This is a genomic window from Psychrosphaera sp. B3R10 (assembly GCF_018861025.1).
Lineage (GTDB): Bacteria > Pseudomonadota > Gammaproteobacteria > Enterobacterales > Alteromonadaceae > Psychrosphaera > Psychrosphaera algicola.
Genome location: NZ_JAHKQH010000036.1, coordinates 25,847 through 45,345 on the forward strand (window position 1 = coordinate 25,847; position 19,499 = coordinate 45,345).

General features: G+C 39.9%; 23 protein-coding genes. 7 read left to right on the forward strand and 16 right to left on the reverse strand.

The annotated features are described in order from the left end of the window. The first annotated feature begins 21 nt into the window (after positions 1-21). Genes KO525_RS12820 through KO525_RS12830 form a run of 3 tightly spaced genes read left to right on the forward strand, consistent with a single transcriptional unit; the run spans position 22 to position 2,568 of the window. A complete protein-coding gene (locus tag KO525_RS12820) occupies positions 22-783 on the forward strand; it encodes a polyphosphate polymerase domain-containing protein (protein WP_215964223.1) in 762 nt (253 codons plus the stop codon). Beyond that, positions 767-1,363 (forward strand): DUF4956 domain-containing protein, encoded by a 597-nt coding sequence (locus KO525_RS12825; RefSeq protein ID WP_215964224.1) that lies wholly within the window; start codon positions 767-769, stop codon positions 1,361-1,363. The genes KO525_RS12820 and KO525_RS12825 overlap by 17 nt, the downstream gene beginning before the upstream one ends. Positions 1,364-1,374: 11 nt before the next feature. After that, a complete protein-coding gene (locus KO525_RS12830; RefSeq protein ID WP_215964225.1) occupies positions 1,375-2,568 on the forward strand; it encodes an OprO/OprP family phosphate-selective porin in 1,194 nt (397 codons plus the stop codon). Between the two features lie 105 nt (positions 2,569-2,673). Here the strand turns inward: KO525_RS12830 and KO525_RS12835 are convergent, their stop codons facing one another. From KO525_RS12835 to rimK, 4 genes are read right to left on the reverse strand one after another with little or no spacing between them, the layout of a single operon-like run. Further along, positions 2,674-3,552, reverse strand: a complete 879-nt coding sequence (locus KO525_RS12835; RefSeq protein WP_215964226.1) for a mechanosensitive ion channel family protein — start codon at positions 3,550-3,552, stop codon at positions 2,674-2,676. A 3-nt stretch (positions 3,553-3,555) separates the two neighbouring features. Then, positions 3,556-4,005: a RimK/LysX family protein gene (locus KO525_RS12840; protein ID WP_215964227.1), complete on the reverse strand. Its 450-nt coding sequence runs from the start codon at positions 4,003-4,005 to the stop codon at positions 3,556-3,558. Positions 4,006-4,020: 15 nt separating this feature from the next. Continuing rightward, the gene (locus KO525_RS12845) at positions 4,021-5,046 is read right to left on the reverse strand and encodes a succinylglutamate desuccinylase/aspartoacylase family protein (RefSeq protein WP_215964275.1); all 1,026 of its coding nucleotides are present in this window, start codon (positions 5,044-5,046) and stop codon (positions 4,021-4,023) included. A gap of 26 nt (positions 5,047-5,072) precedes the next feature. Next, a complete protein-coding gene (gene rimK / locus KO525_RS12850) occupies positions 5,073-5,978 on the reverse strand; it encodes a 30S ribosomal protein S6--L-glutamate ligase (protein WP_215964228.1) in 906 nt (301 codons plus the stop codon). Between the two features lie 148 nt (positions 5,979-6,126). On the opposite strand from rimK, the gene KO525_RS12855 reads away from it, so the two are divergent. Continuing rightward, positions 6,127-6,975 carry a LysR family transcriptional regulator gene (locus tag KO525_RS12855; protein WP_215964229.1) on the forward strand — a complete coding sequence of 283 codons (849 nt, stop codon included), beginning with the start codon at positions 6,127-6,129 and terminating at the stop codon, positions 6,973-6,975. A 54-nt stretch (positions 6,976-7,029) separates the two neighbouring features. Here KO525_RS12855 and KO525_RS12860 read toward each other — a convergent pair whose 3' ends face one another. The 5 genes from KO525_RS12860 to KO525_RS12880 form a co-directional block, all read right to left on the reverse strand. Then, positions 7,030-7,992: a zinc transporter ZntB gene (locus tag KO525_RS12860; protein ID WP_215964230.1), complete on the reverse strand. Its 963-nt coding sequence runs from the start codon at positions 7,990-7,992 to the stop codon at positions 7,030-7,032. Between the two features lie 134 nt (positions 7,993-8,126). Continuing rightward, positions 8,127-8,300 carry an oxidoreductase-like domain-containing protein gene (locus KO525_RS12865; protein ID WP_215964231.1) on the reverse strand — a complete coding sequence of 58 codons (174 nt, stop codon included), beginning with the start codon at positions 8,298-8,300 and terminating at the stop codon, positions 8,127-8,129. A gap of 97 nt (positions 8,301-8,397) precedes the next feature. Further along, positions 8,398-8,907, reverse strand: coding sequence for a flavodoxin family protein (locus KO525_RS12870; RefSeq protein WP_215964232.1), 510 nt, complete (start codon positions 8,905-8,907; stop codon positions 8,398-8,400). Further along, on the reverse strand, positions 8,900-9,316 hold the full coding sequence (locus tag KO525_RS12875; protein WP_215964233.1) for a VOC family protein: 417 nt from the start codon (positions 9,314-9,316) through the stop codon (positions 8,900-8,902). The genes KO525_RS12870 and KO525_RS12875 overlap by 8 nt, the downstream gene beginning before the upstream one ends. Positions 9,317-9,327: 11 nt before the next feature. Further along, positions 9,328-9,483 carry a hypothetical protein gene (locus tag KO525_RS12880; RefSeq protein WP_215964234.1) on the reverse strand — a complete coding sequence of 52 codons (156 nt, stop codon included), beginning with the start codon at positions 9,481-9,483 and terminating at the stop codon, positions 9,328-9,330. Between the two features lie 114 nt (positions 9,484-9,597). On the opposite strand from KO525_RS12880, the gene soxR reads away from it, so the two are divergent. Further along, positions 9,598-10,041: a redox-sensitive transcriptional activator SoxR gene (gene soxR, locus KO525_RS12885; RefSeq protein ID WP_215964235.1), complete on the forward strand. Its 444-nt coding sequence runs from the start codon at positions 9,598-9,600 to the stop codon at positions 10,039-10,041. A 127-nt stretch (positions 10,042-10,168) separates the two neighbouring features. Here the strand turns inward: soxR and KO525_RS12890 are convergent, their stop codons facing one another. Together KO525_RS12890 and KO525_RS12895 are read right to left on the reverse strand one after the other, a co-directional pair. After that, positions 10,169-10,696, reverse strand: a complete 528-nt coding sequence (locus KO525_RS12890) for a DUF3750 domain-containing protein (RefSeq protein ID WP_215964236.1) — start codon at positions 10,694-10,696, stop codon at positions 10,169-10,171. Positions 10,697-10,787: 91 nt separating this feature from the next. Then, positions 10,788-12,587, reverse strand: coding sequence for a sodium:proton antiporter (locus KO525_RS12895; RefSeq protein ID WP_215964237.1), 1,800 nt, complete (start codon positions 12,585-12,587; stop codon positions 10,788-10,790). 359 nt (positions 12,588-12,946) lie between these two features. On the opposite strand from KO525_RS12895, the gene KO525_RS12900 reads away from it, so the two are divergent. After that, a complete protein-coding gene (locus tag KO525_RS12900) occupies positions 12,947-13,336 on the forward strand; it encodes an MAPEG family protein (RefSeq protein ID WP_215964238.1) in 390 nt (129 codons plus the stop codon). Between the two features lie 469 nt (positions 13,337-13,805). Beyond that, the gene (locus KO525_RS12905) at positions 13,806-14,756 is read left to right on the forward strand and encodes a GntR family transcriptional regulator (protein WP_252736725.1); all 951 of its coding nucleotides are present in this window, start codon (positions 13,806-13,808) and stop codon (positions 14,754-14,756) included. Positions 14,757-14,895: 139 nt separating this feature from the next. Here the strand turns inward: KO525_RS12905 and lldD are convergent, their stop codons facing one another. Genes lldD through KO525_RS12930 form a run of 5 tightly spaced genes read right to left on the reverse strand, consistent with a single transcriptional unit; the run spans position 14,896 to position 19,471 of the window. Further along, a complete protein-coding gene (gene lldD / locus KO525_RS12910) occupies positions 14,896-16,038 on the reverse strand; it encodes an FMN-dependent L-lactate dehydrogenase LldD (RefSeq protein ID WP_215964239.1) in 1,143 nt (380 codons plus the stop codon). Positions 16,039-16,059: 21 nt separating this feature from the next. After that, a complete protein-coding gene (locus KO525_RS12915; RefSeq protein ID WP_215964240.1) occupies positions 16,060-16,908 on the reverse strand; it encodes a fumarylacetoacetate hydrolase family protein in 849 nt (282 codons plus the stop codon). 26 nt (positions 16,909-16,934) lie between these two features. Continuing rightward, positions 16,935-17,282 carry an L-rhamnose mutarotase gene (locus KO525_RS12920; RefSeq protein ID WP_215964241.1) on the reverse strand — a complete coding sequence of 116 codons (348 nt, stop codon included), beginning with the start codon at positions 17,280-17,282 and terminating at the stop codon, positions 16,935-16,937. Continuing rightward, positions 17,283-18,653 (reverse strand): L-fucose:H+ symporter permease, encoded by a 1,371-nt coding sequence (gene fucP, locus KO525_RS12925; protein ID WP_215964242.1) that lies wholly within the window; start codon positions 18,651-18,653, stop codon positions 17,283-17,285. It lies immediately after the preceding gene. Positions 18,654-18,700: 47 nt separating this feature from the next. After that, positions 18,701-19,471, reverse strand: a complete 771-nt coding sequence (locus tag KO525_RS12930; protein ID WP_215964243.1) for an SDR family NAD(P)-dependent oxidoreductase — start codon at positions 19,469-19,471, stop codon at positions 18,701-18,703. Between the last annotated feature and the right edge of the window lie 28 nt (positions 19,472-19,499).

Below are 19,499 nucleotides of genomic sequence, written 5' to 3' on the forward strand. Positions count from 1 at the left end.
GCTCGTAGTTTTTCTCTCGATTTGAATATATTAAATTCGTTTAACCAGCATGGGTTAGATGATCTTAAAAATGCAAAATTAATGAATCGGGTCGACAGTAAGTTTTTGTTACCTATGGCCCAATTGCCTTTATTGTTAAAAGACTTAAAGCCCCATTGCAGCTTGTTAAATATAAATGGCAACTTACTTGCTCAATATGAAAACGTCTATTACGACACGCCAGAATTTGATTTTTATCATCAGCACCACAACGGTAAACTTAATCGCGTTAAAGTTCGACGACGCTGTTATGCCGATCATGATTTAGCTTTTTTTGAACTTAAAATTAAATCTAATAAATCACGCACCGAAAAAACCAGAATTAAAATTGTCGCCGACAATGAAGCTAAGCAGTTTACAACCTTTACGACGCAGCAGTGCTTGCAGAAATTTGGGGCATTAATCGATGTTCAAAATTGCAATTACCAACGGTTAAGTTTGGCAAACGAACAGCTTGGTGAGCGGGTGACAATAGACTTAAATACTGAGTTTACAGACTTACAAACCAACAACACAATCACCCTTGACCGGGTTTGTATTGTCGAATTAAAGCAACAAAAATTAAACCTAAGCTCACCACTTTATCGAGTCTTAAAACACAACGGGTTGCGACCCAGCTCGTTTAGCAAATATTGTTTGGGGACGGCATTACTGCGACCAAATGAGATTAAATCTAATTTATTTAAACCTACCCTTTTGGCGTTAAAACGCCGCCACGGAGTTATTAATGAACCTAACGTTTGAACTTCTTAATACCGATTTTTTAACACGATTCGCAATTAATTTTGTTAGTCTAATCGTTTTATTACGAGGCATTTATTATCGAAACGATGCTCAAAGTGAATCTAGTTCGGGCTTTTTAGTCTTTGGTAATGGGGTATTTTTTGTCACCGCCCTGCTTCACGATGTCGAGATGTCCATGGGATTCGCTTTTGGTCTATTTGCCGTTTTCTCAATGTTACGCTATCGAACCGAAACATTGTCAGTGCGTGATATGACCTACCTTTTTGTTTTAATCGCAATTTCATTACTTTCTTCGGTAAGTTCGCTAAGTATGATGGAACTTACTGGGGTCAATGCGGCTCTATGTATCATTACACGATTTAGTGAAACGTCTTTATTTACTAAAACCATCGAACACAAACTGGTTCGTTATGAAAATATTGCGTTAATTAAGCCTAGCGAAAGTCAGCAACTTTATGCTGATTTAGAGCAACGACTTGGCGTGGAAGTGACCAACGTTGAAATCGGTGATGTCGATTTTTTAAGGGACAGTGCCTTATTAAAAGTGTTTTATCGTCGTCCCGTGAACCCCATAGAATAAAGTGATGATATATGTTTTATAAACCTTTTGATTTATCAATCGTTAACAATACTGCCCAAGCTGCATTTGCTTTATCGGTATTGACGCTCTTTACATTACCCGCTGCAACAGCCGCCGAATCAATTGTTGAAAACGAGGCCGAACAAAAACCGGCTTTAGAGATATCAGGCAAGGTTATGGTTGATGTTCGTCAAGCAGATGATTTGTTTCTCGACGATGATTTTGAAGATGCATTACTGCGGCGCTTAGACTTAACCGCTGAATATACATTTTCTGAACTTTGGAGTGCCGAACTCCAAGTCGCCTACGACCAAATAGAAGAGAAAATAGAAGTCAAAGACGCCAGTATTAAAAGCAAATATTTTTCTGCCTTTAACGTTACGGTAGGTCAATTTAAAGAGCCTATGGGTTTAGAATATCTAACAAGCTCAACAAAAGTTGGGGCCATGGAACGGTCGATGGCAACCAATACTTTTGCTCCTAAACGCAATGCCGGGATCATGCTTAGCGATAACCAAAAGCGCTATACGTGGGCTGTCGGTGTATTTAATAACTCCGAAGACATTGATTTTAAACAAACAGCGATAACCGCTCGGGCGACATATAACAAAAAGTTTCTTTTGCCATTCAGTCAAACCAATAAGTTCAGATTGCATCTTGGTCTTTCTGCCACCAGCCGCAATCAAGATCCAGATGACTCAATTCGAATTAACGAAGACTTAGAGCTTTATGGATCTAATTCAATTATAGAAAGTGAAAAAATCGACGCGACTGACCAATCTACCACCGGACTTGAATTTGCGTTTATAGCTGAAAGAGTTGTTTTGCAAGGCGAATATTTTAACCAAAAAGTCACTGCCGCCCCAGACTCGTCAGACTTAAACAGTCAATACGATGGTTTCTACACACAAATGACCTACACCTTAACCGGTGAAGAAATGGACTACAAAAATGGCAAACTCGGAGGCATAAAACCAGAATCGGATTATGGTGCTTTAAGTTTAGTGGTTCGATATGGTGAGCTAAATGCGCGGGATAATTACGATGGTACGGAAGCGACATCGCTTTATTACGGTTTAAACTACACCTATAGCAAACATCTTAGAGCCCAGCTTGGTTATCAACAAGCCGATATATCAGGTAAAAACGCTTTGCTCATTAATCATGGTTCCGCGACCTCTTTGAGGTTACAGTATTCATTTTAAATAAAGGTTCCTTACCCTGTATAATAAAAAACGGTCACCTTTGGTGACCGTTTTTTATTGATGGCATAACGTACTAACGTCATCAACCGTATTGAAAATTGTTAATTATTTTGGTGCCCGAGTAATGGTAACCGCACCGTCAATATGGACGTCACGTTGTGGAAACGCAATAACAATGTTCTTTTCTTCAAATAACTCGCTTATCCTGAACCTGATGCGACTTCGAGCCATTCTCAGTCCACCTTCAACACTTGAGTTAATCCAAAAATTAACGTCAAATATTAGCGCGTTATCGCCAAAATCCTCAAACGTAACAATCGGTTTTGGATCTTGCAATACTTCCTGCTGCTCATCTGTCGCCTGTTGAATTAACGCCGCAACTTGTTTTGGATCTGAGCCATAGGCTACCCCAATTCGTACAGTAGAACGGACTAACCGGTCTACTAACGTCCAGTTAACCACGGTATTTTCCAGCAGTTTACTGTTTGGTATTAGCATATGAACCCCGTCCACTCGTCGTATACGAGTTGACCGCGTATTGATCTCTTCAACCACACCTTTAACTTCTTCAACTTCTAAAAAGTCGCCTATTCTTATTGGCTTTTCCCACATCAAAATCCAACCACTGATGAAGTTGTTAATGATGTTTTGGGCTCCAAAACCAAAACCGATGGCAATGGCACCCGAAAGAAATGCAAACGCAGTTATCGGCACATTTAAAATGTCTAAAATGGTGATAACCAAAATCGCTATCGCAACAACATAAAACAATCGTTGCATCAAGTGAATGACATTAGGGTCGGTGTGTTTTGACGCCAAATTTTGACTAACACGTCGAACTAACATCTTAGTTAGCTTTAGACCCAAAACAATCAATATCGGTATCATAAGCAGCCCACCAAAGGTGATGGGTTGCTCCGACACAGTAAATATTGTTGTCCCTAATACATCTCTAATCGAACTAAATGTTTGCTGAAAATCCATAACTTACACTTTTATTTCGTCGTTAGTTTGAGAATTAATAAACACTTTTGATGGGTCCACCAAAAATCGCTTACCTATTGCTTCACGGCCAAACAACATTAAGTAGTTCATGTCAGAGCGGTCAGTCAACGATATTTCAATCATCCACTGCTCGTCACCTAACTCACATAAAGTTTCAATGACGTAACGTTGCTCTGCTTCACCGTTTGATGATTTCACTTTGCGAATATCACAAATAGGTGCAATACAACTGACGACCTTGTCAACATTATGGACATCAGGATGAATATCAAACTTGACTAAAGGCTTGCCTTTTTTAACTACTTTTTGAATATTATCAACATGTAACGATGACGTTTTAGCGCCAGTATCCACTCGTACTTGTAAATCACCTATCGCCAAATCTGGCAATGCTATCGATTCTAAACGCCCTATGATTTTTTTGTTATTCATCACTGAGTCCTAAATTTAAATTTGCATACCATCAGGTAATAATTGGCCCTGAACAGTTTCAATTTGCTCTACAATGTCCTGGCTATCTTCTTCAAAGTCAGCAATGTGGAACATAGCTTCACCTTCCTGCACTAACGGAATATTTTGTTTGCCAATCAAAATACCGCTGCGTGTTGCTTTTACAACATCGATGACTTCACCAAATGGACTACCGATTTCAGCTAAGATATCGTTTTTCTCGATTTGGTCACCTAAATCAACTTTATTGTGAACAATGCCACTCGCATTTGCCCGCATCCAGCCACTGCTATTAGCAATAAAAGGTTCTAATGGTTTCCGTTTTTTGCCCGAGCTTCTTCGCATCATGCCTAAAAACTGTAAAACATTTAATATACCTTTCATTCCAGCTCGGATTGAAAACTCGTCAAATCGTAAAGCTTCACCGGCTTCGTACAACAATACCTTAGTATCATTTTCTACTGCCGCTTGACGCAAAGAACCGTCTAATACGTTTGAATGCAATACAACAGGAACCCCAAATACTTGGGCTAACTCTTTAGTAGCATCATCGGTTAAATCGGCACGAATTTGTGGCAAATTAGAACGATGAATCGCACCTGTGTGCAAATCAATACCGTAGTCACACTGCTTGACTATTTCATTCAAAAATTTAAACGCAACACGACCAGCCAATGAACCTTTACTTGACCCCGGAAAACAACGGTTTAGGTCACGTCGGTCAGGCATATAACGGCTTTGATTTACAACGCCATATACGTTAACCATAGGCACAGCAATTACAGTTCCACGAATAATTTTAAAGTTCTTCTGGGTGATAAGACGGCGGATAATTTCAATCCCATTCAACTCATCACCATGCACAGCTGCACTTATAAATATTGTTGGCCCTGGTTTTTTAGAGCGAAAAATATGCACAGGTAAAGATACATCAGCATCGGTATACAATTTAGCAACGGGTAATTCAATTTTACGTTGCTCACCTGGCATAATTGTAAATTCGCCAATTTTTAATGGCGCCATCGTCATTCCTTTCATATCTTTACCTACTAACCTTTACCGCGCGTTTTTGTCGCATGTAGTTTTGCATTTTTTTCAATAAATTCGATAACCATTCCGGCTACGTCTTTACCCGTCGCATTTTCAATACCTTCAAGACCTGGAGAAGAGTTAACTTCCATAACCATAGGTCCGTTTTGTGAACGCAGTAAATCGACCCCACATACATTCAAACCCATTATTTTTGCTGCGTTTACCGCAGTCTCACGCTCTTGTTTCGTTAACTTGATCACTTCAGCAGATCCGCCACGGTGTAAGTTAGAACGGAATTCACCTTCAGCACCTTGACGTTTCATCGCGGCAACCACTTTACCGCCAACCACCAAACAGCGAATATCGGCACCACCAGCTTCTTTAATAAATTCTTGAACCAATATGTTTGCTTTTAAGCCCATGAACGCTTCAATAATCGCTTCAGCAGCTTTTGCCGTATCGGCTAATACAACACCAATTCCCTGTGTACCTTCAAGTAATTTGATAACAACGGGTGCGCCACCAACATTTTTAATTAAGTCTTTAATGTTGTCTGGCTTGCTCGCGAAACCAGTGCGCGGTAGACCAATGCCCCTACGAGATAACAATTGTAAAGAGCGTAATTTGTCACGAGAACGACTGATAGCAACCGATTCGTTAACGTTAAACGTTCCCATCATCTCAAACTGACGCGCAACCGCAGTACCGTAAAACGTTACCGACGCACCAATTCGCGGAATAATCGCATCATACATTGGCAGTTCTTTACCATGGTAACGAACCGTTGGACGACTACTCGTGATGTCCATGTAGCAATGAAGAGTGTCGATAATATCCACTTCGTGACCCATTGCTTCGCCAGCTTCTTTTAAGCGACGAGTTGAGTATAAGTTTGCGTTGCGAGATAAAATTGCGATTTTCATAATATTTTGTCCAACTTTTAAGTTTGTTTCCGTTTCACTAACGGGTTAATGTTTAAAGAGTGTAGACTGCATTTATCAAACAACAAAACGCAATATTTTGGTCGGTTTAATCAATTTTTTTGATTAGACTGGTAAGAAAGAAAAAGCCATGAAAATTGAATTACTTAAAACATTCTTGGAAGTAAGCCGTACGCTGCATTTTCGACTTGCGGCAGAATCGCTCTATATAACTCAATCCGCCGTGAGTGCACGAATTAAACTGCTCGAAGACGATTTAGGGGTCATGTTATTTGACCGCAGTCAAAAACACCTCAAATTAACACCGGAAGGCAATCGATTAATAAAACACGCCAACGAGCTGTTATTAATGTGGCAGAAGACCAAACAAGATGTTGGCGTCTCTGAACATATTTCGTCGCAACTGGTCATTGGGTCAATGATGTCTATTTGGGATATTATTTTGCAGAGTTGGTTACAAAAAATTCATCGAAATTTAGATGACTTAAGTTTGATGACAACAAACTATAGCCCTTTTGAATTGCGGAAAAATCTTCTTAGTCGCCTAATTGATATCGCGTTTTTGTTTGAGCCCCCTTATGTAGAAGAACTAATGACTGAAAAAGTCGCTACAGTTCCTTTAACGCTAGTTTCATCAGAACCAATGCCACTAAATTCAGCAATAAATATGGATAATTATGTCATGGTTGATTACGGCGAGGCCATTAATGCACAGCATTTAAGGGAGTTTAGTGCAGCGCCACCGCCAAAACATATGATGAGCCAACCTAGAATTGCACTCAATTTTATATTAGATGCCGGAGGCAGTGCTTATCTTCCCCGTCAGATGACGTTTGAGCATATTGCGTCACAACGGTTACATCTAATTGAAAGCGCACCGGTTTATTCCCGGGACGTGTACGCCGCATATTTAGCTAAAAGCCAAAAAGTAGAAATTATCGAGCAGGTTTTGAATTTATTTCCCCACATAAAATTTTAGGGCATAAAAAATGCGCTTCGTAACTGTAAGCGCATTTGCAAATGTTAAGTTCTGTTAAAACCACTTATTCTTTTTAAATAACCAAATTTGTACAGAAATTATAGCCACTAAGCTTGCTACAAAAACACTAAACGCGGTCGAGCTTTCGGCACCTGGGATACCCCCAACGTTGACTCCCCACAATCCTGTTAAAAAACCCAGCGGTAAAAATATTGCGGCCACAATCGACAACACATACATTCTGCTGTTCATTTGCTCGGCAAGACCATTACTTAACTCTTCTTGTGTCACTGCAGCTCGGTCGCGGACAGAATCTAAGTCTTCGACTAAACGGGTGAGATGATCAGTGGTTTCACGCAATTGAATTTTTTCTGAAGCGGTAAAAAATGCAATCTTTTCACTTATCAGCTGATTCATCGCTTCTTTTTGTGGGGACAAATAACGTCGAAGTGAAATAATTTGGCGTCGCACATCTGATATTTCGTTACGCAGAGCATAGCTATTGTTCGTTAAAATACTCTCTTCGATAACTGAAACCTTATCTTCAATATCTTCAATGGTGTTGGTCATTCTAGAGATCAATAGATCGGTCAGTTGCACCACAAGATCAGTGGCAGACTTTGGTCCCGTACCATTTTCCATACTTACAGCAATATCGTTAGCCGATAATAATCTCCGACGTCTGGTACTGATCACGCGGTTTTTGGTTACCCACAGGCGAATTGACACCATATCTTCTGGATCACTATTGGGCGCTAAATTAACACCACGCAATGAGATGAGTAAACCATCGTCTAGCGTCGTCGCGCGGGGACGCGTTTCATCACACAATAATGCATCAGCAACGACGGGATTAAGTCCACTGACTTCCCTTAAATAGGTCTGGGTTGTCTCTTCTGTGTAGTCAAAGTGCAACCAGCTTGGACGGTTATTATCTAACTCATTTAATGACGGAATGGGATCTGCTGGCCCTTCCGCATTAAAGTAAAAGCCATAAATAAAATCTGAATTTGACATAAATTGTTCAAACCTTATAAGTTTGTTACCTGTAGAATTACCGCTAAACATACACAAATAAACCGAAGTCGCACATCAATTTATTCCTAAAACAGCGTTTATTTTATGCCGCGTTTCGCAATTAACTCGGGCGACTAAGGCTCATTTGGTGTTTTTCCCACGTCGTGGTTAACCTCTGTATCTGGTTGTTTATTTTTTTGCTCAATTTGCCATTTCTCCAGCTCAGCAAAATACACATCCCAGACACATGGACAACAACTACCGCCGCCACAACATTCACTCAAGCCGGGTTTTTCTGGTTTTTCCATACAAATACCGCGCGGTAAACTTATACCATTCCACCTAATTATTCGTCACTTAGTGAGTATACAAAAGATTTTGACAGTGAAAACTAAGGGCTGTTAATTAGTTACGATCCATCTGTATTACAAACTTGGCAATAACTTCGTGATGATGTTCTACAAGATATTGCGACTCACATTGGCAATACAGCATGCCGCGATAATCCATGCCTAAGTATCTGAAGGTCAGTTGAAACATCTGTTCAAAACAGTTCGGCGGGATCTTGTCGCTGCCGGTTGCTAAAACAACCACTTGTTTACCCCGTAACTGCCTGCCTTTGGCTTTATCCGTTTTTAATAGATCAGACCAACGGTCAATAAATGTCTTCATTTGTGCACTGGCACTGTACCAATACATTGGCGTCGCTAGAATTATTCTGTCGTATTTAAGTAAGCCTACCATGAGGGAAATAAAGTCATCGTTATAGTCTGCATTATAATCAAAGGGGCTTATCTCATAATCGTTAAGATCCACTACGGTCGCATTTATGATTGTCGCGTAATCATGAACGAGTGCGCTTGTATTACCGTCACTTCGGCTAGAACCTAAAATAATTACCGTTGACTCAGACATACAAATTCCTCTGCGCTGGAATGTCCGATAGGTATTCAACAAATTCGACTTCATATCCGTCAGGGTCAATAAAATACGCATTCTTTCGGTATTCATCGGCATCTGAATATTTGGCTAGTTCAAACCCAACTAACCTTAATCTGTCGATGACATCTTGTAAGTTAGTGGTTACAAATGCAAAGTGCGCCATACCAACAGAGTTAGACTTCAAGTCACGGTTTTCACCGGAACCGCCGTCATTAAATGTTAAATAATTGTAATCATCACCAAAATGTAGCCAGTTTCTTGGTGTGCCATACCAAGTCGACTGCCCTTCCCCACGAATAACCCAATGCGGAAATGCGGCTTGATAAAATGCTAACGATTTTTCAAGACTGACAACCACTAAATTTAAATGTTCCAGTTTCATTTTTGTTCTCCTTATTTCAAATTCATAACGGCATTAAATAAACTGCAAAAGCGGTAACCCAGTTGTTTGTCGTTCATTCGTTCGGTTTTGGACTGTCTAATGTTGTTCTCGGCGCAAGCTGAAGTTAATTTTCTAGGTGCCTGATCATGTTGCTTTGTATTTTTCATTTGATTCTCCTAATGCATTTCATTTTTTAATAATTAGCTCGATTAAGCTGTTGCACATCCTAAAACCTCAAGTTAACCTGAGGTAAAGTGTTATTTTGAAAAAAGTGAAAAAAAATGGAACAAGAACCTACATGGGCCGTCGGACGAGTGGCAAAACGGTGCGGCGTAAAAGTATCAACGTTGCACTTTTATGAAGAAAAAGGATTGATTAGAAGTTGGCGCAATCAAGGTAATCAACGGCGTTATAAACCAGAAGTATTACGTCGTATATCTGTCATTAAAGCGGCGCAAAAAATGGGGGTGAGTTTAGATGAAATAAAACATGCCTTTTCGACATTACCAAACAATAGAACGCCAACTAAAGAAGATTGGCAACATTTAAGTCAATTATGGCATGACGCCCTTAATCGTAAAATTCACCAATTGGAGAACCTCCGTGACTCACTGACCGGATGTATTGGTTGTGGTTGTTTGTCCCTGAATTCGTGTCCAATTTACAATCCCGACGATGAGCTTTCCAGTCAAGGACCAGGACCCGTTATTTTAGATTCAAAATAATAGCCGTGAAGATATGATAACAATCCACATAACGCACAAGTTCGTTCAAAGTCTCCTCAGAGCTCTGATAATTAGCCAAATTTATGTCTTTTGCTAAAAAATTTACATCATGATTAGAAAATTATTTTTAATCTGCGTAACCGCTGCCAATCGCTCTGAACGGCATATCGAGTTCCAGTTCTGGTATTTGCACTCCTAACCAAGCAGGAAATGTATTGCTATTAGGGCCAGGGAATAATGTGTATTCATCAGCCCACGGATACCTTGCAACTGCGGCAACGATTTTAGGAATGAGTTTTTCGGCTTTTGCACCTTTAATTGACAATACTTTTTCTGGCTTAGCGCCATACCAGTATGTATCAGGTGTTATGGTTTTATATTCTTTAAGTGCTGGCAGTCCACTGCGAACACGCCACCCGACCACTTCATATACAGTGTACTCTACGGCCTTTTCAGGTTTTATAGCAACCCACGTATGCACGGCAAACCATCCGCGCCAACTAAACGCATCTGCTGCGTAAAACTCAATAACCGCCGCTTCTTCGACCCAAGGTTTAGGTGAAATACCAGCAGGTTCTCGACTGGCCGTTCGCCAGTTGGAATTTGCACAACTGGTGACAAACATTACTAAAACCAAAACTAATAGCGCTTTCATGACAAACCCAAACTGTTTATTTACTTAACTCCTACAAAGCATAAAGCCTTGCTTGGTGATTTCAATTCAGAAATTTAACATTCAGCAATATTTATTCAGATACAGGCGTTTCTGGCTTTATTAAACTGACTATGCCTTTTATTTTATCTTCACTATAGGTTGTTTCTTTGGTTACCAATTTAACGTGATTTTTTTCGTCAAACATAAACAAAGGGGTATACCTATTTTCATATTTCTTTTTATAGTCTTCCCATGAAAACTCAGCTGTGATCGACGTCTTTTTAAGGCTTGCGCCTTGTGATGACATACTCGCTAACTTCGAGTAACTCACGTTATTAAACAAACCTAAGCTCTTCATGTATTTTTCAGTTGGCAAATGCCCTTCAAATTCTTTTTTATCCGTTGCACCTAGACCTGCCACATGTTCTTCACCAAACAAAAATTGATAGTACTGGGTCACTAGAGAATTCATTTGTTTATGAGGTGACAACACTAATAGATTTCCAATACCAGTGAGATCCATTGTACGTTGTGCATGTTCAGAACTTGGGTTACCAAAGTAAGTTGGGATGCCTTCCATTCGAGCCGCAGAAATAGCTTCCCAGTTAGTATCAGCAATCTTTACCTGCAGGCCAGTTTGCATCAGCTCTTTAGCCAACAACCGGGCAAAATGATTCCCGCCAAAAATTAAGAATCCAAGTGGTGCTGGTTCACGCTCACCTAACATTTTGGCAATCGGTTTGGCGGTTAAACTTTGCAATACGACGGTAAATATAATCACAAAAAATACCAAGGACGCCAAAATACTTGCTTCATCCATGCCGTTTTGTTCGAGTTTTATAGAGAATAATGCAGAGACTGCAGCGGCAACTATGCCTCGCGGTGCGATCCAGCTAATAAGTGCTTTTTCTTGCCAACGCAGTGATGACGACATCGTCGATAAGTAAACACCAATTGGCCTTGCAACAAAAATCATACACAATAAAAGCACCGTTGAGTTCACGCTGATATCGGCTAATTGAGCCAAATCAACCCGAGCCGCCAAGATGATAAATAACCCTGAAATAAGCAATACACTTAACGTTTCTTTAAATTCGATAATGCTATTAATCGATACGTCTTTTTTATTTGCTAACCAAATCCCCATTATCGTGACCGTTAACAGGCCACTTTCATGCGCCGCAACATTAGACAGTTGAAAGGCACCAAGGACAAAGGTAAATACCGCTGTGTTGATAAGGTATTCAGGGATCAACCCACGCTTTAAGGTAACACTTAACAAATGCCCAAATAAGGCACCACAGATAACGCCTACAGACACTGTTTTGCCAAATGCCACGAGTGTATGTTGTATCGCATTTTGAGTTGATATTATGTATTCAAAGGTTAGTACGGCGAGGATTGCACCTATTGGATCGATGATGATCCCTTCCCATTTAAGAATTTGTGCCACATTTTTACTGGGCCGAACCGTTCTTAACATAGGTACGATGACCGTAGGTCCGGTAACCGTAACAATCGCACTAAACAAAAACGCAATTTGCCATGATATGCCTAATACAAAATGGGCGACGGGCGCGACAACCAGCCAGTTAACTAAGGTGCCTATTGTGCAAAGATTTCGCACGACTTTACCCTGTGATCCCAACTCAGAAAAGTTGAGCGACAATGCACCTTCAAAAAGAATGATTGCCACTGAAAGCGAGACCATTGGAAACAATAAATCACCAAATAACTGCTCACTATTAAGTTGCCCAAAGACGGGGCCAACCATAAGGCCAATAAGCAATAGCGGTAAAATCGCCGGAATTTTTAGTTTATGAGCAAACAATTGGCAAGAAATAGACAGGATGCCTATCAAAACAAGTAACGAAATAGGTTCGAAATCCATGAAGTAAAGTTCTCAATTATCCAGTGAAGAAAAAGAGTAATTGAAAAACGAGTAGATACCAAACTAATTCTAATGCTAATTTGGTCCTCTACTGGACTGCAAATACCCAGTGTGTAACACACTTAATGTTATAGCTTGTAAAACGAACTTTATAAAAATACTTTTAGTATTCCGTTAACTTTTATTTCTTTAATGGATTCTCTTAAATAAAAATACCGCGTGATCACTAAGATGGATAGAAGGACTGATTGAAAACAACGATTAGCAAATTTACTTAAGGCTGTTAATCTTTTAAACATTACCCCTGTATTAATTTAGTGCGGGCTAAAAATTACAAACAACTATAAAAAGGTAAAATCATGGAATTATCAGTTTTAATTATAATGGTCGCGCTGTTGCAATACAGTTGGTTCACTTTAAAAGTGGGTATTTCAAGACCAAAATTCGAAGTCACTGCACCTAATATTAGCGGTGAAAAAACATGGGAAAGGCTCTTTCGAGTGCAACAAAATACGTTAGAGCAACTTATCATCTATATCCCATCGTTATTAGCGTTTACCTATTATGTTAGCGCGAAATGGGCGTTTATTCCGGGTGTTATATTTATTATTGGTCGCCAACTTTATGCGATGGCTTATGTTAACGATCCATCAAAACGCACAATCGGTTTCGCACTAACTTTTTTCAGCAATATGGCACTCGTGTTAATTACTGCAGGTTTTATCGTTGGCCAACTATTGTACAAATAAAAAGGTAAATAGCCGGGTGATATGTCACTCGGTTTTTCTCGCGTTACCTGACGCCTGCGTAAATATATTGTTTAATCAATTGGAGGTGAGTGTTACTACCTAAAAGTGACAAAAAGCACTTCGTTATGGTGACGCGCTTTCCTCAATGTGTATTTATTCATTATGACAAATAGTTGCAATCATAAATGTACTTAAAACCGACAAAATACACATTCGTAATTATTTGAATAAATACCACAGGTAAACACTGGCAGTAATTACCATAAACAGAATTTATCGAACGTCTTGTAATTAACCTAATCATTGCATGTTAATAGCAAAAATAGTGTTAATTTTGAATATACTTGCGGTTTAACCTAAGCGCCATATATTAAAATGTAGACGACTAAATTTCTCTTAAATGTATTTTTTACCAAAATAATACACTTACACTACAATAAGCGTATAGTATCAGGTTGAATCGCACCTAATGCGCAACAACATATTACGTAATGATAATGACGAGGGAACTGAATTGAGCAACAAGACTTACCTGTTTAAAAATTCGATCAATCAAATGCTTGACCTAATTTCGAATCTTGAAGCTGGTCAAACAAAAATGCCTAATGATATCGAATTAACCAAACTGCTAAGCATCAGTCGTACTACTGTAAGAACGTGTGTTGAAGAACTTATTAAGACTGGCGTTATCAAACGTGATGGTTTTAATAAAATCGTTTTGCGACCACCGACCAAGGAAGATTATTACGAAATCGACGAGCAAAATTCGACTAAAGAAGTCCAAATTGAAAAGTACTTTTTGAATCTAATTAATACGAGTCAGTTATTGCCTGGTGATCGATTTTCAGAGTTAAGTTTAGCTAAAAACTCCGGTTGCACTACGGTTACCGTACGTGAGTTTCTAATTAAATTTTCGAATAATGGCTTAATAGAAAAAATTCCACGTGGACGTTGGAAAATGGTTAAGTTTGACGATAGCTTTGCCCGAGAATTAATCGCATTTAGAGAAATGGTAGAAATGCGCGCGCTGACAGAACTACTTAAATTCCCAAAATCACATGAAGTTTGGCAATCGTTAAAAGTTCTTTTAGAAAAACATCAAGAAGTAAGAGCGGATTTAGAAAATCGGTACTTGGAGTTCCCAGATCTTGATAGAGAATTGCATTTAATCATTCAGAAAAGTTCTCAGAACAGATTTACTCAACAGTTCTTCGACATTGTTTCATTTGTCTGTCACTACCACTATCAGTGGGATAAAACCGGTGAATTAGAACGTTTTACAGTCGCAATTGATGAACATATCGACCTGATGAATAATCTATTAACACACAATAACGCAGGCTCAATTATGAGTATGGAAAAGCATCTACGAAGTGCCGAAAGTACGCTCTTGCGTTGTGTTCATGGTTTAGAACAGTAAAAAAATTAAGTCTAGCGACTTTAATAAAAGTCTAAAATCGTCAATTGAAAATAAAAAAGCTCAAATATAAAAAATTTGAGCTTTTTTGCTATTAAAGATTTATCAGCTAACTTTTGTTAAAAGTAGCCAATTGGGGTTGTTAACTTGGTAAGTTGACTAACGACTCGGTGGACAAATCATGTATAGAATGTGCGCCTGTTAATGTCATCGCTACTCGCATTTCTTTATCGTACAAGTCTAACAATTGCTCTACACCCTTTTGTCCTTGCGCCGCTAAGGCATAGATATATGATCGACCTAATAAGGTGCAATCGGCGCCCAACGCCAACATACGAACAACATCTAAACCAGAACGTATTCCTGAGTCGACAAATATTTTAGTCTCACCTTTAACTGCATCAGCAATCGCAGGCAACGCGCGGGCTGATGACAAAACACCATCAAGTTGACGACCACCATGATTTGAAACAACAATGCCGTCGGCCCCAAATTTTACTGCAGCTTTTGCGTCTTCAACATCAAGAATGCCTTTAATGACCATAGGGCCATCCCAGAATTCTCTTATCCACTCAAGGTCTTTCCAGCAAATCGATGGATCAAAGTTATTCCCTAACCAACCAATATAGTCTTCAAGTTTTGTTGGTTCGCCACGATACGCTGAGATATTACCCAAGTCGTGAGGTTTACCAAACAGACCAACATCAAATGCCCAATGAGGGTGAGTCATCGCTTGTAAAATTCGACGAGATGCCGCAAATGGGCCACTCATTCCCGAATGCATATCGCGATAACGTGCGCCGGGGACTGGCATATCAACAGTAAATACTAAAGTTGTTACACCTGCTGCCTTAGCTCGTTGCAGCACATTTTTCATGAATTCACGGTCTTTTAAAACATACAATTGAAACCACATTGGTCTCTCAATCGCAGGTGTCACCTCTTCAATTGGGCAAACGGAAACCGTGGACATGATAAAAGGAATGCCTTTCTTTTCAGCCGCCTTAGCCGCTTGAACTTCACCACGGTTTGCGTACATACCAGTAAGACCAACAGGCGCTAAAGCGATAGGTAAATCTAATTTTTCACCAAATATTTCGGTGCTTAAATCAAGCTCAGACATATTGTTCAATACGCGTTGCTTTAGCCCGATGTCCGCTAAGTCATCAACATTACGACGCAGTGTGTCCTCTCGGTATGAACCTCCATCAATATAATGAAATAAAAATGGCGGTAGGCGCTTTTTAGCCGCTGCACGAAAATCCGTAGGAGCTGAAATTATCATAACCTATCCCTTTAGTTTGATTTAGGCTTTGTAACGTTCAACAGTTTGTTGCTGAACCCCTAACCCATCGATGCCTAAACGCATTACATCACCTTCTTTTAGATATAATGGTGGTTTCATTCCAAGACCAACGCCTGGAGGTGTACCTGTACTGATAATATCGCCAGGTTGTAAGCTCATGAATTGGCTTATGTAATGTACTAAGTGTGGCACTTTATAAACCATGGTATTGGTCGAACCGTTTTGCACTTTTTTGCCGTTAAGTTCTAACCAAATGTTCAGGTTATCAAAATCTTCAACTTCGTCCGGTGTCACTAAATAAGGACCAACAGGACCAAAAGTGTCACATCCCTTACCTTTACACCATTGACCAGCGCGCTCTATTTGATATTCGCGTTCTGACAAGTCGTTAACGACACAGAAACCAGCAACGTAATCCATTGCATCTTCTTCTGATACATATTTAGCTTCTTTGCCAATAACGACACCTAGCTCGACTTCCCAATCACTTTTTTCTGATTTAGGTGGCAATACAACGTTGTCGTTTGGACCGATAATAGAAGATGTTGCTTTGAAGAATAAAACCGGCTCTGGCGGTACATCCATACCAGACTCAGCCGCATGATCCGCATAGTTCAAACCAACACAGATCATTTTCCCTACTTCAGCTACAGGCTCTGCAATACGTACATTGCGGTCGACCACTGGTAGGCTTGAAATATCTAATTTTTGTAATTTAGCCAGACCGTTATCGTTAAAAAAAGCTTTGTCGTAATCATCAAAATGACTAGACGCATCGCGAAGCTCACCTTGGCTGTCTAAAATTCCAGGTTTCTCTTGACCTAAGTCGCCAAATCTTACTAATTTCATAATTACCTCTGCTTCAATTTTTTACATTATTGTTCATTTAAATCAAAAATTTTATCCATCAGTTCCCAGCTTTGGCCTTCATTCGCCCAGGGTAACTTTTGTTGAAAAGTGCTCATTAACGCTTCCCATTCTTGTACTTTTTCGCTTTGTTGGTCGACTCTTGTTTTGTTCTCAAAACTGAATGTCTCGTCGACATTCATGATCATAAATAAGCGGTTTCCAACCAAAAAAATCTCCATTCCCGTAATGCCTACTGACCTAATACTTTCAACAATTTCAGGCCAAACGGCACCACTTTCGTGGTATTTTTTGTATTCTTCGATTAGCTTATTGTCATTTTTTAAATCTAGGGCAAAACAATACTTACTAGCCATTTAGTTCACCTGTTGCGAACGTTTGCCATAAATAGCAATAACAACAAAGCACAATAACGGCAGCACAAATGACGCTTTAGTCGCCGAGAAACTGTCAAATATTGTGTTCATATCAATGATTGATGCCTGTGCCATTGGCAAGAAAGTCCCGCCGACAATAGCCATAATTAGTCCAGCGGCACCCAATTTGGCATCATCGCCAGTGTCTGTTAACGCGATACCGTATATAGTTGGAAACATCAGTGACATACAGGCGGATATTCCAACAAGGGCATAAACCCCTGCAACGCCATCTAAGAATATAGTTAATACGGTAAAGAACATGCCGCCGGCAGCCAGTAACATCAACAACTTACTTGGGTTAATGTACTTTAATAAAAAAGTACAAATAAAGCGGCTGAGACAAAATATGATCATCGCGTAAATATTCATCATTTGCGATTTTGCTTCAGCAGCTTGTTCTGTCATTCCTAGCTGGACAAACACTTCTGTGCCGTAGTGAATAATGAAAGTCCAACACATGATTTGCGCACCCACATAAAACATTTGTGCGATAACACCTTCACGATAATTTCGGTTTGCCAACAGGCGTTTAAAAGTACCTTTTAAATCAAGCCCTTCTGACACAGTTTCAGTACGCGGCATTTTTTTAATGGCGATAACAAAAAGGACCAACAATACGACTACACCAATCGCCAAATACGGATTACGAATTACCTCTAAGTCATTGGCCGTAATCGCAGATAGCTTATCCAGCGCAGCAGCTGAACCGTCTGCCGCGAGGGCCTGACGTTCTGCATCTGAAGCTGGGTTTAGTTTTTGAATGATAAACTGGGTGGCGACAAACATACCGAGTAATGAACCAACAGGATTAAACGCCTGGGCCAAATTGAGTCGTTGAGTTGCCGTTTCTTTTGGTCCCATTGATAAAATATATGGATTTGCACTCGTTTCCAAAAACGAAAGCCCACAAGTCATTACAAAAAAGGCCAATAAAAACGGCGCAAATGCCTGGGCACCAGCTGCCGGTATAAACAACAACGCACCCAACGCATAAAACCCTAATCCCATAAGCAAACCTGCTTTATAGGAGAATTTTTTTATAAAGATAGCAGCGGGAATGGCCATTACGCCATAACCACCGTAAAACGCCACTTGCACCCAGGTACTTTGAGTTGTACTCATCTGCAATACTTTTGAAAAAGCTTTTACCAAAGGGTTCGTTATATCATTTGCAAATCCCCACAAAGGAAAACACAAAGTGACAAGGATAAAACTAACAAGGTATACCTTTGGCACGACTTCTTTTGAAGATCTTTCACCACCCTGTTGAAGGTCAGCAGCGCTGTTTGCGGTATCTGTCGTATTCATAATTGGCCTTATTTTATTATTTTTATTAGTACAAATTTATAAAACGTTTAGTTATTGATCGTTACAAAACCACCATCAATTGGGAAATTACTGCCGGTGATGAAGGAAGCTTCATCTGAACATAAGTATTTTACTAATGCGCCGATTTCCTTTGGTGTGCCCATTCGACCAATCGGTTGTGTTTTTGATAATGTTTCAAACATTTCATCGACTTGGTCTGGGTAATTTTTTTCTAAGTAGCTGTCGACAAACGGTGTATGTACTCGGGCTGGTGCAACGCTGTTACAGCGAATACCGTCATTAACGTAATCTTTAGCGATAGAATAAGTCATGGTCAACACCGCCCCTTTACTCATTGAATAAGCAAAACGGTCAGGGATACCAACACTAGAGGCGATTGATGCCATGTTAACGATAACACCTGATTGCTGCTTTTTCATATGGCCAACAACCGCTTGAGCACAGTTGTAAACCCCTTTAACATTGACACGGTAGACTTTATCAAGCTCATCTTCTGGCGTTTGTTCTAATGTACCAACAGAGCCAATTCCGGCATTATTAACTAAAACGTCAATACGGCCGTGTTTGTCGGCAATATTATCAAAAGTCTCTTTTGTCAGTTGATGATTAGACACGTCCAGCGCAACTGCCTCGGCATTACCACCTAGAGATTTGATCTCATCCACGGTTGTCTGCGCGGATTCTAACGATAGGTCAACCACAATGATGTACTGCTCCGCAGATGCTAATGCGATAGAGATAGCGTGACCGATGCCGCTGCCACCGCCCGTTACAATTGAAACTTTTTGCGTATTCATCTTAAATCCCATGATTTCTATTTAATCG

Excerpts from the sequence above, each read along its gene's own strand:
- KO525_RS12855 (WP_215964229.1), top strand. The coding sequence starts at position 6,127 with ATGAAAATTGAATTACTTAAAACATTCTTGGAAGTAAGCCGTACGCTG.
- KO525_RS12830 (WP_215964225.1), top strand. The coding sequence starts at position 1,375 with ATGTTTTATAAACCTTTTGATTTATCAATCGTTAACAATACTGCCCAA.
- fucP (WP_215964242.1), bottom strand. The coding sequence starts at position 18,653 with ATGAATACGACAGATACCGCAAACAGCGCTGCTGACCTTCAACAGGGT.
- KO525_RS12860 (WP_215964230.1), bottom strand. The coding sequence starts at position 7,992 with ATGTCAAATTCAGATTTTATTTATGGCTTTTACTTTAATGCGGAAGGG.
- KO525_RS12845 (WP_215964275.1), bottom strand. The coding sequence starts at position 5,046 with ATGGCGCCATTAAAAATTGGCGAATTTACAATTATGCCAGGTGAGCAA.
- KO525_RS12915 (WP_215964240.1), bottom strand. The coding sequence starts at position 16,908 with ATGAAATTAGTAAGATTTGGCGACTTAGGTCAAGAGAAACCTGGAATT.
- KO525_RS12880 (WP_215964234.1), bottom strand. The coding sequence starts at position 9,483 with ATGAAAAATACAAAGCAACATGATCAGGCACCTAGAAAATTAACTTCA.
- KO525_RS12900 (WP_215964238.1), top strand. The coding sequence starts at position 12,947 with ATGGAATTATCAGTTTTAATTATAATGGTCGCGCTGTTGCAATACAGT.
- KO525_RS12875 (WP_215964233.1), bottom strand. The coding sequence starts at position 9,316 with ATGAAACTGGAACATTTAAATTTAGTGGTTGTCAGTCTTGAAAAATCG.
- KO525_RS12835 (WP_215964226.1), bottom strand. The coding sequence starts at position 3,552 with ATGGATTTTCAGCAAACATTTAGTTCGATTAGAGATGTATTAGGGACA.
- KO525_RS12865 (WP_215964231.1), bottom strand. The coding sequence starts at position 8,300 with ATGGAAAAACCAGAAAAACCCGGCTTGAGTGAATGTTGTGGCGGCGGT.
- KO525_RS12905 (WP_252736725.1), top strand. The coding sequence starts at position 13,806 with ATGCGCAACAACATATTACGTAATGATAATGACGAGGGAACTGAATTG.
- KO525_RS12930 (WP_215964243.1), bottom strand. The coding sequence starts at position 19,471 with ATGAATACGCAAAAAGTTTCAATTGTAACGGGCGGTGGCAGCGGCATC.
- KO525_RS12840 (WP_215964227.1), bottom strand. The coding sequence starts at position 4,005 with ATGAATAACAAAAAAATCATAGGGCGTTTAGAATCGATAGCATTGCCA.
- rimK (WP_215964228.1), bottom strand. The coding sequence starts at position 5,978 with ATGAAAATCGCAATTTTATCTCGCAACGCAAACTTATACTCAACTCGT.
- KO525_RS12920 (WP_215964241.1), bottom strand. The coding sequence starts at position 17,282 with ATGGCTAGTAAGTATTGTTTTGCCCTAGATTTAAAAAATGACAATAAG.
- soxR (WP_215964235.1), top strand. The coding sequence starts at position 9,598 with ATGGAACAAGAACCTACATGGGCCGTCGGACGAGTGGCAAAACGGTGC.
- KO525_RS12895 (WP_215964237.1), bottom strand. The coding sequence starts at position 12,587 with ATGGATTTCGAACCTATTTCGTTACTTGTTTTGATAGGCATCCTGTCT.
- KO525_RS12890 (WP_215964236.1), bottom strand. The coding sequence starts at position 10,696 with ATGAAAGCGCTATTAGTTTTGGTTTTAGTAATGTTTGTCACCAGTTGT.
- KO525_RS12870 (WP_215964232.1), bottom strand. The coding sequence starts at position 8,907 with ATGTCTGAGTCAACGGTAATTATTTTAGGTTCTAGCCGAAGTGACGGT.
- lldD (WP_215964239.1), bottom strand. The coding sequence starts at position 16,038 with ATGATAATTTCAGCTCCTACGGATTTTCGTGCAGCGGCTAAAAAGCGC.
- KO525_RS12825 (WP_215964224.1), top strand. The coding sequence starts at position 767 with ATGAACCTAACGTTTGAACTTCTTAATACCGATTTTTTAACACGATTC.